Genomic DNA, 13,571 nt, shown 5'->3' on the forward strand with positions numbered 1-13,571 from the left:
CGGTGAATAGCAACAACCAAAAAGTAATTAAAGGCCGGCGGGTTAGGCTGAAACCAGCTGCTGCAGCTGGTTATCCAGCAGTTGCTGCAGCTTGGGATTCAGCCCGGTAACCTCCGCTCCCCAGCTGGTGGTGTGGCACTGGATGCGATTTTCCAGGGATTCGTCGCCCTGCAGTTGCGGGTGCAGCGTCAGTCCCCGGGACTGGCTCAGCAGCTGCTCGCCGTTCAGGTCGAATTGCTCCGGTTTGGTGGGCAGTACCGCCAGCGCCAACTGCAGGCCGGTGGCGCGGCTGGATTGCTGCAGGCCGCGCAGTAGCAGGCCGGCGCAGACCGCGCGGAAGGCGGCGTCGTCGCCGGCAAAACCGAGCCCCACGGCGGGACCGGCGCTGGGCAGCGGGCGCGCATCGTAGATACGGGTCAGCAGTTGCAGGCGCTGTTCCAGTTCCACCTGCAGGCTGTCCAGCGCGTTGCGCGACAGCTGGTTGCCCAGCTGCGCCCAGTTCAGCGGGCGCAGGTACAGACCGGCGGTTACTTCCGGTGGCGGTTTGGGTTGGGCCCTGGGGACCAGCAGCGGTTTGCGCTTGTGCGGCTGCGCCGATTGCAACTGGGTGACCGCCAGCGCACAGGCGGCGCTGAACGGCAGGGCGAAGATCAGGCACAGCAACAGGCTGGCCCAGGGATAGCCGGCGGAGGCACCGGGCTGGATATTCAGTGCCACACTGCCGGCGAGGCTGTCGTGCAGTACCACCGGTTCGGTGATCATCTCGCCACGGTCGCGCTCGCCCGCTTGTGCCAGCGGGCTGGAGTCCACGTCCTGGATGGTGACACCGCGTATCGACGGCAGGGCCAGTGCCTGCTGGGCCAGCAACTGCAGGCTGATACGATCGCCGGCGACGATCTGTTCCAGGCTCTGGCTCGCCAGCAGCTTGGCTGCAGCAGTGGCGCTGGCGCGGTCGCGCAGGGTGGCGGCGGCCTTCTGCTGGCCCCAGGCGTGGCCTAGAGTGGCGAGACAGAAGCCGGCGAGGGTCAGCCAGATGGTGGCGGCCAGCAGCTGGCGCTGCTGGTTGCGATTCAGGCCGGCGAGCCACTGGGGCAGGCCGGTGGACAGTGCAGTGAGACTGGCGAGGAGTTTTTTCATCTTGTTATCAATCGCGATCAGTACATGGCGCTGATTTTAGCGCGATTCTTCAGCGAAAAAACGCGCCGGGCTATAATGCGCAGCTATTTCCGGCCGCGGTGATTTCCCAATCGCGGCGGCCATCCCAGGCAGAATCCAGCAATAATCAGTCCAAGAGTCAGACATGGAAGCAAACGCTCACTCCCCTTTCTTCTCCTCCCTGGCCGCGCTGTGCCAGCAAAGCTTCGCACTGCAGGCTGTGGGCGATACCCCGGCGGCGGTCACCGCGCCCTGGTGTCTTACCCTGCTGGCGATGGAGATTGAGGGCGCGCAGCTGCAGAAACTCGCGGAGTTTCTGCGCGAATGTCATTGGCAGGTAGTGGCGGTGGATATCCTCGCCGCCCGCCCGGGGTGCAGCGTTGTGCGCCTGCAGCTGGATGGGGATATCGCGTTCGACGACGCGCGCCTGGCGTTGCTCGAGCTCGGTCAGGAACTGGGACTGGAGCTGGCGTTGCAGGCGGGCCACACCCAGCGCGCGCCCAGGCTCGCCTGTTTTGATATGGACTCCACCCTGATCCAGGCGGAAGTCATCGACGAGCTGGCCAAGATCGCCGGCGTCGGCGACCAGGTGGCGGAGATCACCCTGTCCGCGATGCGCGGCGAGCTGGATTTCCAGCAGAGCTTCCGCAAACGCATGAGCCTGCTGAAAGGCTTCACCGAAGCGAGCCTTGCGGAAATTGCCCCGCGCATCCCGCTGATGCCCGGAGCCCAGCGCCTGTTGCTGGCGCTGCGCGCGCTCGGCTGTAAAACCGCCATCCTCTCCGGCGGCTTCACCTACTTTGCCCACTATCTGCGTGACAACCACCTGGCAGTGGATTTTGTGCACGCCAACCAGCTGGAATTCAACGGCGGCGCGCTCACCGGTGGTGTGATAGACCCGATTGTGGACGGCGCGCGCAAGGCGTTGCTGTTGCAGCAAATTGCGTCAGAGCTGGAGCTGCCCCTGGAGCAGGTGATTGCGGTCGGCGATGGCGCCAACGATCTGCCGATGCTGTCGCTGGGGGCGCTGGGAATTGCCTTCCACGCCAAGCCGAAAGTGCGCGCCGAGGCGCCACAGGCCATCGATGGGTTCGGGCTGGATGCGGCGCTGTATCTGTTTGGTCTGAACGACCGTCAGATCAGTGCGTTACTGGGTGAGTCTGCAGAGTAATGTTCAGAACGGCTGGGCGAGCGCCAGTACCGGGGCGAAGTCGCTGCTGATGCTGGCAAAGGGAATGGAAGGCTTGCGTTCCCGCTCACCATCGCGGTAACACACATCCCGGTCACAGGCGACCGCGGCCAGTGCCATGAGTATTACCAGTGCCGTTGCGGTGAGCTTGCGCATGGGATTCCCTGTATGCGAGTTGCTGTGTCTTCCGGGTTGATGCCAGTTAGACGACCGCTGGCGAAAAATAGTTGCGGTCGGGCGCAAGAGATTAAGAGAAATGCGCCGGAGGTGATAGTCCGGCGCAAAAAATGCCGCCACTCAATCTTGTTGTGTGATTGGGTGCTCCGATTCCAGCTCCGCGACCTCACGTGCAACCTGCCCCGGCGAACCGGTGCGGCGCGCCAGCACATCGTAGGCCACCGGAACGATGTAGACCGTAAACAGGGTCGCCGCCAGTACCCCGAACAACACCACGGTACCGATCACCGCGCGGGTTTCCGAGCCGGCGCCGGAGGACAGCAGCAACGGCAGTGAGCCCGCGGCGGTCGTAATACCGGTCATCAGGATCGGGCGCAGGCGGGTTTCCGAGGCCTGGCGCAGTGCCTGGCCGAACTCCATACCGCGATCCCGCAGCTGATTGGCAAATTCCACGATCAGAATGCCGTTCTTGGCCGCGAGTCCCACCAGCATGATCAACCCCACCTGGCTGTAGATGTTCAGGGTCTGATTTGTGAGCAGCAGGCCTGCCAGCGCGCCGGCCATGGCCAGTGGCACGGTAAACATGATCACCAGCGGGTGCACGAAGCTCTCGAACTGGGCGGCGAGTACCAGGAATACCACCAGTGCGCCCAGCAGGATCGCAAACAGAATGGTGCTACCGGAATCCTCGAAACTTTTCGACTGGCCCTTGTAGTCAATCACCGGGGTGCCGTCGATGTTTTCCGCCACCAGCGTGTTGAGGTAATTCAGCGCTTCGCCCAGTACCAGCCCGTCCGCCAGGTTGGCATTCAGGGTAATGGCGCGCACCCGGTTGTAGCGCTGCAGTTGCGGTGAGTCGGCGTACTCGCTGACCTCCACCAGGCTCTGCAGCGGAATCAGCGCACCGCTGGTGCTGGAGCGCACGTAGATGTTGTCCAGGCTGTCCGGGGTGCGCTGCAATTCGCGTTCCCCCTCGAGGATCACGTCGTACTCCTCGCCACTGTTGATAAAGGTAGTGGCGCGCAGCGAGCCGAACATGGTCTGCAGTGTGGTGCCCACGTCACTGATCTGTACCCCGAGATCCGCAGCGCGTTCGTAATCCACATTGATACGCAGCTGCGGCTGGGTTTCCTTGTAATCCCAGTCGACCCCCAACAGGCCCGGGTTGGTGTTTTCCAGCGCGCGGTTCAGCTGGTCGCGCCAATCCGTCAGCTGTGGATAGCTGCTGCCGCCGAGCACAAACTGCACCGGCGTGCCGAGGCCGCCACCGAAGCCCTGGCGCATTACGGGTATCGCGCGCACCCCGCTCAGGTCGCTCACCGCCGCGCGCACCTGGTTCATCAGCTCGAATCCCGAGGGGCGTTCACCCCACGGCGCCAGGGTGAAGATCACCATGCCGGTATTGAAGGTGGCGGAGGTGCCGAAGGAGCGCGGCGAGCGCACCAGCAGTCTGCGTACATAACCTTTTTCCACCAGCGGCATCATGCGCGCCTCGATGATGTCCATGTACTCCTGCATGTACTGGTAACTGGCGCCCTCGGGGCCATTCACCAGCAGGAAGAAGGCGCCGCGGTCTTCCCGCGGCGCGTACTCGCTGGGAATCAGGCGGAACGACAGCGCGGCAAATGCCATCACCGCCACAAATACACAGCCGGCAATCCAGTGGTGGCGCAGGATGCCGTCCAGCCCGCGGCGGTAGCTGTGCTGGATGCGGGTCAGCTTGTCGTCCATAAAGCGGGTGACCGGGCTCTGCTGATCACTGGGGCGGATAAATTTGGCCGCGATCATGGGCGACAGGGTGAGCGCGGTGATGGAGGAAAAAATCACCGCCGCGGACATGGTCAGGGCGAATTCGGAAAACAGCCGGCCTATGTCACCTTCGAGGAAGGTGATGGGCACGAATACGGCGACGAGTACCAGAGTGGTCGCCACCACCGCGAAACCCACCTCGCGGGTGCCGCGATAGGCGGCAAGCAGCGGCGGCTCGCCGTATTCGTCCATACGCCGGAACACGTTTTCCAGCACCACGATCGCGTCGTCCACCACCAGGCCGATGGCCAGCACCAGTGCCAGCAGGGTCAGCAGGTTGATACTGAAACCGAAGGCGTACAGCAGGATGGAGGTGGCAATCAGGGATACCGGCACCGTCACTGCCGGTACCAGAGTGGCGCGCCAGTTGCCAAGAAACAGGTAGATCACCAGCACCACCAGGATCACCGCGGTGATCAGGGTGGAATACACCTCGCTGATGGCTTCGGACACAAACACCGATGAATCGTAGCTCTGGCTTAAGCGCATGCCCTCGGGCAGGGTTTTGTTGACCTTTTCCATCTCCGCCTTGGCGGCGTCCGCGACGGCGATGATATTGCCGGTGGACTGGCGGGTAATACCGATGCCCACCATGGGCTCGCCGTTGCCGCGGAAGGTGGAGCGCTCCTCCACCGATCCCAGTTCCACCCGCGCCACGTCGCCGAGCCGCACCACATGGCCGCTGTCGCCGGTAGCGACGGCGAGACGCGCGAAGTCCTCGGCGCTCTGGAACTGGCGCTGCAGGCGCAGGGTGAACTGGCGATCGCTGGACTCCATATAACCCGCCGGCAGCTCGCGGTTTTCTGCGCGCAGCGCGCGCTCGATATCTGCACTGGTGATGTTGTGCGCGGTCATTGCGCCGCGGTCCAGCCAGATTCGCATGGCGAAGTCTTTGGCACCGCCCACCCGCACCCGGGCGACGCCGTCCAGTACCGAGAAGCGATCCACCAGGTAGCGGTTGGCGTAGTCGGAAAGCTCGGGAATGGTCATGCGATCGGACGTGAGGTTGAGCCACAGCACCACGTCGTCATTGCTGTCGACCTTCTCGATCTCGGGCGGATCCGCCTCCACCGGCAGATTGTTCAGCACACCGGCCACCCGGTCGCGCACATCGTTGGCCGCGCCGTCCACATCGCGGTTGATGTTGAATTCGATGGAGATGGTGGAGCGCCCGTCGGTGCTCGATGAGCTCACCGTCTTGATGCCCTCGATACCGGCGATACGGTCCTCGATCAGGCGGGTAATACGGGTCTCCACGATATCGGCGGAGGCACCCGGATAGTTGGTGGTGATGGAGACAATGGGTGGGTCGATGTCCGGGTATTCCCGCAGCGGCAGCCGCTCGAAGCTGATCAGGCCGAATACCACCAGCAGCAGCGACAGGACAAGGGCAAATACCGGGCGTTTGACCGCCGTATCACTGATGATCATTGCGCGCCAGCCTCGCTTTCAGTCTGTACCTCTACCGCCTGGCCATCGCGGATGTGCAGGGTGCCGCGGGTGACCACCTGCTCTCCCCGGGACAGGCCGGCGAGTACCTCCACCTTGCCCGGATAGCGGTGGCCCAGCTGTACCTCGCGCTGGCGTACCACGTGGCCGCCCTGGGTTTGCTCCACCACAAATACAGACTGGTCGCCGGCCAGTGGCACCAGCGCCGCCTCGGGAATGGTGAGGGCGTCGCGGGGATCGCTGATAATCCGCACCCGCAGCAGCATGCCCGGTTTCAGCCGTCCATCGGGGTTGTCGATGCGCGCGCGCGCGGTGAAGGCGCGGGTCTGCGGATCCACCCTGGCCTCCACAATCATCACCTCACCGTTGAATACCTGTCCGGGGTGGGCCTGGCTGACGGCCTCGATGGCCATACCTCCATCGATCGCGGAAAGTTGCCGCTCGGGCACGGTGAAGTCCAGTTTCAGACGGGCAATATCCTGCAGCGTGGTGATTTCCGTGGTGGGGGTTACCAGGCTGCCGAGACTGATATTGCGCAGTCCCAGCTGGCCCGAAAACGGCGCGCGGATAATGCGGTCATCGATGCGCGCTTGCAGGCCGTCGATCAGTGCGCGGGTTTCCGCCACCTGGGTGTCCGCGGTTTCCAGTTGTTCGCGGGTGACGAGGTTTTTGCCCGCCAGCCCGCGCAGGCGCTGTGCATCGCGCTGATGGCGTTGCAGGGTGGCGCGGGCGCCGGCCAGTTCCGCCAGCTCTTCGGCGTGGCTCAGTTCCACCAGTACATCCCCGGCCTTGACCTGCTGCCCGCTCTCGAACGCAATGCGACTGATATGTTCGGTAACCGCCGCGCGCAGCGAGACAAACTCCCACGCATTGGCGGTACCCAGCGCTTCGATAGGATTGGAGATCTGTTCCTGTTCCACCGCAGCCGTGCGCACGGGTACCGGTTTGCTTTCGCCCCCTCCCTGAGCCAGGGCGGAAGTGGCGATAACGGAAGTGAAGAACAGTGCGAGAACAGGGCTGAGTACGCCGGTCGTTTTCATGTGTCGGGGGGTACCTGATTTGCAAGGCACAGAGACCGGGGTCATTACTGGACCGGTGTCTGATCAGTGTATTTATTGCGAAACGATGGTTTATATCCCGGCTTTTTTACGTGGCGATTTTATATGCACAGGGCCGGGTAGTTTCTGCTGCGCGTATTGCAGCAACATCTGGACCAGATTGGTAGAGAGAAAAGGCAGGAGTAGGGAGTTTTGCGGTGACTTGCCTCCGGCCGCTTCCGCGGCAGCGGAAGTGGACGGAGGCGAAGGCTAAGGCGAAGGGGGCGGCGGTTACTCGCCGTCGTCACCGTAAATGATTTTGCTGTTCACCTTGACGGTCAGCGGGTGGTAGCCGGGCTTGGCTTTCTCGAAAATGCGCTTGGCCTCGTCTTCCTTGCCGGTTTCCATCATCGCGCGGTACAGCGGGCGCACGAACTTGTTGCGGCCGATGCCGATCAGAAATTCCTCCAGGCGGGCATTGGCCGGGGCGTAGTCGTTGCGCACCGCGATCATCAGCCAGCTGAACGCCACTTCATTGTTTTTGGACTCGGTGAGATTGAAGGTGCTGTCCAGTTCCTTCAGCTGCTCCTCACTCAGTTTTTCCGGCATACCGTCGAGGAAATATTTCCACTGGTGGAAGGTCCAGCCCTTGGTGTCGATGTCGCTCGCCTTGATCTCGCCGTTCAGCCACTGCTGGCGCAGCGGGTCGATCTTGGTAAACGCATCGGATTGCGGGTGCGGGGCCCCTTCCGGAATGCCCGGTTCGAACACCCACTGGTTGATGCGCTCCGCGCTCAGTTTGTCCGGGTACTGCTTCAACAGGGTGTCGTTCAGGTACTTCAGGAAATCTTCCGTGGTGATGCTCTGGAAGGCGAAGTTATTGAAGTAGCCGAGCAGGAACTTGTCGAAATTCTCGCGGCCGACCTTCTGTTCCAGTTCGTACAGGAACAGGGAACCTTTCTCGTAGGGAATATTCGAGAACACTTCGTCCGGATCGCGGCCGCGCATGTCGATGGCCATGATCTCGTCCTTGTCCTCGCGGTCGTCCAGGTCCGCTTTCAGGTCGTCGTAACCCAGTGCCATTTCCATCTGGTAGCGGTCGTCACCGTACACCAGCTGCATGATGCGGTTGGTGAGGTAGGTGGTGAAGCCCTCGTTCAGCCACAGGTCGCGCCAGCTGGCGTTGGTCACCAGGTTGCCGGACCAGGAGTGGGCCAGCTCGTGGGCGATCAGTGCCACCAGGCTCTTGTCACCGGCGATCACGGTGGGGGTGATGAAGCTGAGGCGCGGGTTTTCCATGCCGCCGAAGGGGAAGCTCGGGGGCAGGATCAGCAGGTCGTAGCGGTCCCAGCGGTAGGGGCCGAAATTCTCCTCGGTGGCCTCCAGCATGGACTCGGTGTCTTCGAACTCCTTGGCGGCCGCTTCCAGCAGCTCGGGCTCGGCGTACACGCCGGTGCGCTCACCCATGGGCTTGAAGTCCAGGTTGCCGATGCCGATGGCGATCAGGTAGGACGGAATCGCCTGGGGCATATCGAATTCAAATACGCCATCCATTTCCGAGTCCGGATCGTTGTTGGCGCTCATTACCGCACGCAGATCTTTCGGGGTGTGGATGGTGGCCTTGTAGGTCATGCGCACCTGGGGTGAGTCCTGTAGCGGGATAAAGCTGCGCGCGTGGATGGCCTGGGCCTGGGTGAACAGGAAGGGGTGCTTCTTGCCGGCGGTCTGCTGCGGCTCCAGCCACTGCACGCCGGAGGCGCCGGGGGAGGTCTGGTACTGGATGGCGACCCTGTTGGCGCCCTTGGGCAGTTCGATTTTCAGCGGGGTGCCGAGGTGCGGGTCGGTTTTGCCGAGGCTGAACTTCACATCCTGTAGATTGCTGCCGACACCGGCGCGCACGGCTTTGATGTCGATATCGCGGGTATCGAGGATCAGCGCCGGGTTTTTCTGGGTGAGGCGCTGGATGTCGAGAATGGCCTCACCCTTGAGAACCTTGCTGTCGAAGTCGGCGGTGAGGTCGAGGTCAAGGTGCTTGACGCGGTAGTCGTCGGTGTTGGCGAAGGAGTGGTAGTCGACGCCGGACTTGGGCTCGGCACCAGAGGCGAGCGGTGCGTCTTTCTGCAGGTTCTCGGGTTTGTAGTCGGTGACGCTGTCGGGGATCTGGTCGCCATTCTGGCTGGCTGCCGGGCGCTCTTCGATCTGCTTCTGGTGGGCGCTATCGTCGCTTTTACTGCAGGCGGTGAGGGTGGCGAGGCTGCAGGCGAGCAGTCCGGTGCCGATCAGGCGGCCGAGGCTCGGGTTGAACAATTGGGGCAGCATGCAGGGCTCCGTGATTGTTGTAGGTGAGAATTGGGAATTGGGTAAATTCGTCGCGGCACAGAATAACCAACAGAAAGGGCGACGTGGAAATCCGGCGTCTGCCCTTTCGTTTTTGGCTTTGTTAGCTCCGGTCAGTCCAGGCTGAAATCAAAGTCCATCTCATCCGCCGGTGGCTGTACATAGTAGCCCTGGATGTAGTCGGTGCCGGACTGCCACAGGGTGGGCAGCATGCTGGCCTGTTCGACGTGGGGGACGATGACTTTGGTGTCGATGTCCTTGAGCTGTCCGACCAGCTTGACCAGGGCCTCGCTGTCCTCGCCTTCATCCTGTACTTCGCGCACAAACGAGGCGTCGATCTTGGCGATGTCGACCTTGACGTGCTCAAGCGCCTTGAACGGGCTCAAGCCAGTGCCGAACTGGCACACGGCGATACGGCAGCCCATGTCCTGTATCTGTTTGGCGAAGTCGCGGGCGGCGTGCAGGTTGCTGTTGATGTCTTCGGCACGCAGCTGGAAGGTGACGACTTTGGGCGCCACCTTGGAGGCCTTGAAGGCGACGCCGAGCCAGGCGGGGAGGCTGGGGTCTTTCAGTGAGGCGCCGGTGAGGTGCAGCAGCAGGGAGACGTCCTGGCCTTTGGCGGTCTGCGCGGCGGCGGCTTTCATTGCGGCGAGGATTACCCAGCGGTCCATTTTGCTGGACAGGCCGGCGTCGCCGAGGGCCTCGAGGAAGGCCATTGGGGCGAGTTGCTCCTTGCCGTCGACTAGGCGTACCAGCACTTCGTAAATTTTTTCGCCGCTGCCCTGCAGGCTCAAAATCGGTTGGAACAGCAGTTTGAGGTTGCCGGCTTCCAGCGCCTGGGTGACGCGCGCGCGGTGGTAGGTATCGGTGTCGCCCTGGGTTTCGCTGTCGGGCTCGAACAGGGCGAAGGTGTTGCCGTTGTCCTTAGTCACGGCCTGGCTGTGGGCCTTGGTGGCCTGTTCCAATACCTTGTCGGCGTTGCCGGAGGTTTCGCTCAGCAGGGAGATACCGGTGGAGGCGGTGATGTGCAGGGTTTTGCCGGCGGCTTCAAAAATGGTGTCGGCGACTTTCTGCAGTAATTCCCTGGCGCGGGACTCGGCACTGTCCGGGGTGGTTTCCGGCATCAACAGGCAGTAGCTCTGCTCGCCGTAGCGGGCGGTGACGTCACCGCGGCGCATACTGGACTGCAGCAGTTCGGCAAATTTCTTGTGCAGGTCGTCGGCACCGGCGACGCCGACAATCTGCTGAACGGACTCCTCGAAACGGTCGATTTCGATATACATCAGGCCACCGGTGCGCTGGGAGCCGGCGGCGGACTGGATGGCATTGTCCAGCAGTTGTACAAAGCGCTGGCGGTTGTACAGGCCGGTGGCGGCATCGCGGAATTTGGCTTCGCTGAGCTGGGCTTCCAGCTCCTCGGTGTTGCCGCTGCTGGCGGCAATGCGCACCTGCAGGCAGCGCTCTTCCTCATACACGGTGGAGAGCACTTCGGCGCGTGTGGGCAATGGTGTGCCACTGACCGTGCGCGCGGTAAACCGCCACTCGCGGGCTTCCACTTCGTTGTTGCTGATGGCGCACTGGCGCAGGAACTCGCGGGCATCCGGCTGCTCGCCCTCGGTGAGCATGTCGATCAGCGGCTGGTATTCCACATCGTCGCGGTCCTTGAAACCGAAGCGCTCGGCAAAGGAGTCGTTGGCATAGACGATCAGGCCGTCGGATACGTAGGCGATGGCGTCCTTGGAGCTGTCGAGGAGCTCGCGGGTTCGCTTGAGGGTGGCGTGGTAGCGGCGGTCGTTGAGGCGCGATTTGCGGCGCTCTTCCAGGGCGGTGAGTTCGCGCTGGATCACCAGCAACAGGTGCTGGTCTTCATCTACGGTGACCACGTCGCGGGCGCCGATCTTGAGTCCTTCCACCGCCGGCTGTGAACCCTCGCGCTCACTCAGCAGAATGGTGGGCACATCCTTCTGCAGTTTGCTGATGGTGCGAATGGCGTTGGCTGCCGCTACCTGTTTGCTCAGCTCGGTCGCGATCAGCAGGTCCCAGGTGTGTTCCTGCAGGAGTTTGGTGAGGGCCGCCTCGCTCGCCACGTGCTGGGCCCGGTTGGGGCGGCCGGCGTTTTGCAGCATGCTCACCAGGCGCTGTGCTTCGGCCGGGTTGTCGTTGATCAGAAGAAGGCGGATGGTGTTGTCGCTGCTCATTGTATTCCTGTTGTACTGCGTTGCGGCGGTGCTGTCTGTTTGTTTAATACCGCTTCCATGCCGTACCTGGGATCTGTCGGGAATCTATCGCGCAGGGCGGCCCAGGTGCTCCTGCGATCAGCCGCGAACCCGGTAGTGTGTCTGCCGCGGGCCGCGGGCACAAGTGTGGGGAATACAGTCTGAGATACGGTTCCCCAATTCCGCACAAAAAACCGCTGGCGGGCCCGTTGCGTCCGCCCTTCAGGAAAACTCAAAAATCGCGATGCTGCCGGTAGTCATACTGCGCTGATGCAGGGTGACGTTGCGGGTCTGGCCGGCGGCGACAATGTCCACGCTGTCGCCGCTCTGGAACAGCGGGGTGGGCAGTACCAGCTCCGGGGGCAATCCCGCGTTGCCGGTGAGCAGCCCTGCCATCGGGCCGGTGCGGCGCCCGTCTTTAGTGTACCGGTGTACCCGCACCGCACTGGTGTAGCCGCCGAGAAGTTCCACGCCCACGCGGCACTGGTCCGGCAGTCCGTAATGCCAGCGCACCAGCGCCACTTCCCAGCGCTCCTTTACCTGCACGGCGATAAGGTCGCCACTGTGCAGGCGTCCCTGGATGTCCGGTGGCAACCGCAGGCCAGCACCGTTGTCACTGGTATTGAGCAAGGTCGCGGGGATTGGCTGGTAGCGCTTCTGTACGCGCGCGTTATCGGTCTGGCGCGCGGTGGAGGGGGCGCTGGGCAGTGCGCTGGAATACGCATCCGGGACCGACACCTCGTAGTCTTTGAGCGCGCGACCGGTGTGGAAGTCGATCGAGCCCACCTCCATCACCAGGTTTTTGCTGCGGGACGCACTGTCCCGGGTATCGAAAGCTGCAACCAACTCCGGGGCCACTTCGTCGCCCTGTTTCAGGTGGTGGCAGATAGCGCTGATGCCGAGGATCACCTCGCAGCGGATATCCACCGGGGTGCGCTGGTCACTGCGGCCTTTTTCCCCCGCCCACAGGCCCTGCACCCGGCTCAACAAGTCCGGCGACAGCTTGCCGGGTCGTCGCAGGCGTCGCTGCAGCTGTCGCAGGGGGGCAGTCAGGTCGATGGACCAGCCGAATGGCGCGGTGAAATGTTTCAGGTCCACCCGGGTGTGTTGCAGGCGCACGGCGGGAATGGGCGCCTGGTCGAGCCTCAGGTTCGCCAGTAGGCTCCGGACCGCAGGGTTGATCTGATCCTGCAGTCTCGCGCCCGAGGCCCAGCGCGCACAGCAGGACCACAGCTGGCGCTGGTCTTCAACCGTGAGTTGCAGGGGGTTCGCACTGGCGAACAGCGCGGACTGCAGGTAGGGCTGGATGACCTTTTCCCCGCGGGTAAAGCGGTTGGCGCTGGCCCGGGTGCGCGCCAGCGGGTCCAAAACCCTGCGCTGGTCCAACTGCTGCTCGCGGGCCAGCTGCACCAGCTGCTGCATACGGCTCCAGCCGCTTTTGGGGGTGGCGAGATAGAAGTGGCTGCTGATCTGCACCAGGCTGCGGTAACTGTCGATACCACGGTGCAGTGCGCGAGCCAGGTGCCGGCGGAAAAACAGTGTGTGCGGCTCTTCCGATACCAATTGCAGGCAAACACTGGTGTAGGCCAGCGCCTGGTGTTGAAACAGGATCGCGGCGATGAGCAGGTCGCGGCGCTGCTCCTGGGGGTGTGGTCCGGAGCCGCCGCTGTCGGCAGTGGCCCGCGTCAAGGCATCGCAGTGGGCGGCCACGATCGGGCGCAATACCTCGAGGCTCGCCAGGCGCAGGCGCGCTGGCGCGTTCCAGCGGGTTATTTCCGCCAGCAGGCTGCGTAGTGTGCCGGCATTGCGCTGGGCTTTGCCGTCGATAGGGTTTTGCTGCAGGAGGCTGTCAATCCAGCGCCTTAGCTGGCGGTGGTTGCGGCAGCCGCAGGTGAGCGCTGTCAGGTCGCGGGGGCCGGTGGCGAGTTTTTCCTGGGCGCTGGGCGCACGCGCGGCTTTGCCGCCGACGGACTGGGCGGGTTGATCGGTGCGCGAAACGTGCGCAGCAGCGACGCTGTCCGGATCGGTGTCGATTCCGGTGCTGTCGGCTCTGGCTCGATCGTCGATGTTGGTCTCTGAAGTTCCCGAGGCGTCACTGCCGGGATGGGCGCGATGCCCGATTTCTAGTTCTGCTGCATCCTGCATGGGAATAACCGGGTGTTATGTGCCTGCAGTATAAAAGGCGCCCGGATATACACAAAT

8 protein-coding genes are annotated in these 13,571 nt (G+C 63.0%); 1 reads left to right on the plus strand and 7 read right to left on the minus strand.

Features of this window, described 5'->3' with window-relative positions; all coding sequences use genetic code 11:
* Positions 1–42: 42 nt before the first annotated feature.
* On the minus strand, positions 43–1,137 hold the full coding sequence (locus tag R5R33_RS10935; protein ID WP_318952735.1) for a hypothetical protein: 1,095 nt from the start codon (positions 1,135–1,137) through the stop codon (positions 43–45).
* A 163-nt stretch (positions 1,138–1,300) separates the two neighbouring features.
* On the opposite strand from R5R33_RS10935, the gene serB reads away from it, so the two are divergent.
* The gene (serB, locus tag R5R33_RS10940; RefSeq protein ID WP_318952736.1) at positions 1,301–2,326 is read left to right on the plus strand and encodes a phosphoserine phosphatase SerB; all 1,026 of its coding nucleotides are present in this window, start codon (positions 1,301–1,303) and stop codon (positions 2,324–2,326) included.
* A gap of 3 nt (positions 2,327–2,329) precedes the next feature.
* Here the strand turns inward: serB and R5R33_RS10945 are convergent, their stop codons facing one another.
* From R5R33_RS10945 to R5R33_RS10970, 6 genes are all read right to left on the minus strand, one after another.
* On the minus strand, positions 2,330–2,500 hold the full coding sequence (locus tag R5R33_RS10945) for a hypothetical protein (RefSeq protein WP_318952737.1): 171 nt from the start codon (positions 2,498–2,500) through the stop codon (positions 2,330–2,332).
* A gap of 141 nt (positions 2,501–2,641) precedes the next feature.
* Positions 2,642–5,761 (minus strand): efflux RND transporter permease subunit, encoded by a 3,120-nt coding sequence (locus tag R5R33_RS10950; protein ID WP_318952738.1) that lies wholly within the window; start codon positions 5,759–5,761, stop codon positions 2,642–2,644.
* Positions 5,758–6,819 carry an efflux RND transporter periplasmic adaptor subunit gene (locus tag R5R33_RS10955; RefSeq protein ID WP_318952739.1) on the minus strand — a complete coding sequence of 354 codons (1,062 nt, stop codon included), beginning with the start codon at positions 6,817–6,819 and terminating at the stop codon, positions 5,758–5,760. The genes R5R33_RS10950 and R5R33_RS10955 overlap by 4 nt, the downstream gene beginning before the upstream one ends.
* 288 nt (positions 6,820–7,107) lie before the next feature.
* A complete protein-coding gene (locus tag R5R33_RS10960; RefSeq protein ID WP_318952740.1) occupies positions 7,108–9,135 on the minus strand; it encodes a M1 family metallopeptidase in 2,028 nt (675 codons plus the stop codon).
* Between the two features lie 131 nt (positions 9,136–9,266).
* On the minus strand, positions 9,267–11,351 hold the full coding sequence (locus R5R33_RS10965; protein ID WP_318952741.1) for an EAL domain-containing response regulator: 2,085 nt from the start codon (positions 11,349–11,351) through the stop codon (positions 9,267–9,269).
* Positions 11,352–11,591: 240 nt separating this feature from the next.
* Entirely contained in the window at positions 11,592–13,514 is a 1,923-nt protein-coding gene (locus R5R33_RS10970) for a hypothetical protein (RefSeq protein WP_318952742.1), read from the minus strand.
* Positions 13,515–13,571 lie beyond the last annotated feature (57 nt).

The organism is Microbulbifer pacificus (assembly GCF_033723955.1).
Classification (GTDB): domain Bacteria; phylum Pseudomonadota; class Gammaproteobacteria; order Pseudomonadales; family Cellvibrionaceae; genus Microbulbifer; species Microbulbifer pacificus.

Coding starts and splice junctions, on each gene's coding strand:
- R5R33_RS10935 (WP_318952735.1), bottom strand. CDS start 1,137: ATGAAAAAACTCCTCGCCAGTCTCACTGCACTGTCCACCGGCCTGCCC.
- serB (WP_318952736.1), top strand. CDS start 1,301: ATGGAAGCAAACGCTCACTCCCCTTTCTTCTCCTCCCTGGCCGCGCTG.
- R5R33_RS10945 (WP_318952737.1), bottom strand. CDS start 2,500: ATGCGCAAGCTCACCGCAACGGCACTGGTAATACTCATGGCACTGGCC.
- R5R33_RS10950 (WP_318952738.1), bottom strand. CDS start 5,761: ATGATCATCAGTGATACGGCGGTCAAACGCCCGGTATTTGCCCTTGTC.
- R5R33_RS10955 (WP_318952739.1), bottom strand. CDS start 6,819: ATGAAAACGACCGGCGTACTCAGCCCTGTTCTCGCACTGTTCTTCACT.
- R5R33_RS10960 (WP_318952740.1), bottom strand. CDS start 9,135: ATGCTGCCCCAATTGTTCAACCCGAGCCTCGGCCGCCTGATCGGCACC.
- R5R33_RS10965 (WP_318952741.1), bottom strand. CDS start 11,351: ATGAGCAGCGACAACACCATCCGCCTTCTTCTGATCAACGACAACCCG.
- R5R33_RS10970 (WP_318952742.1), bottom strand. CDS start 13,514: ATGCAGGATGCAGCAGAACTAGAAATCGGGCATCGCGCCCATCCCGGC.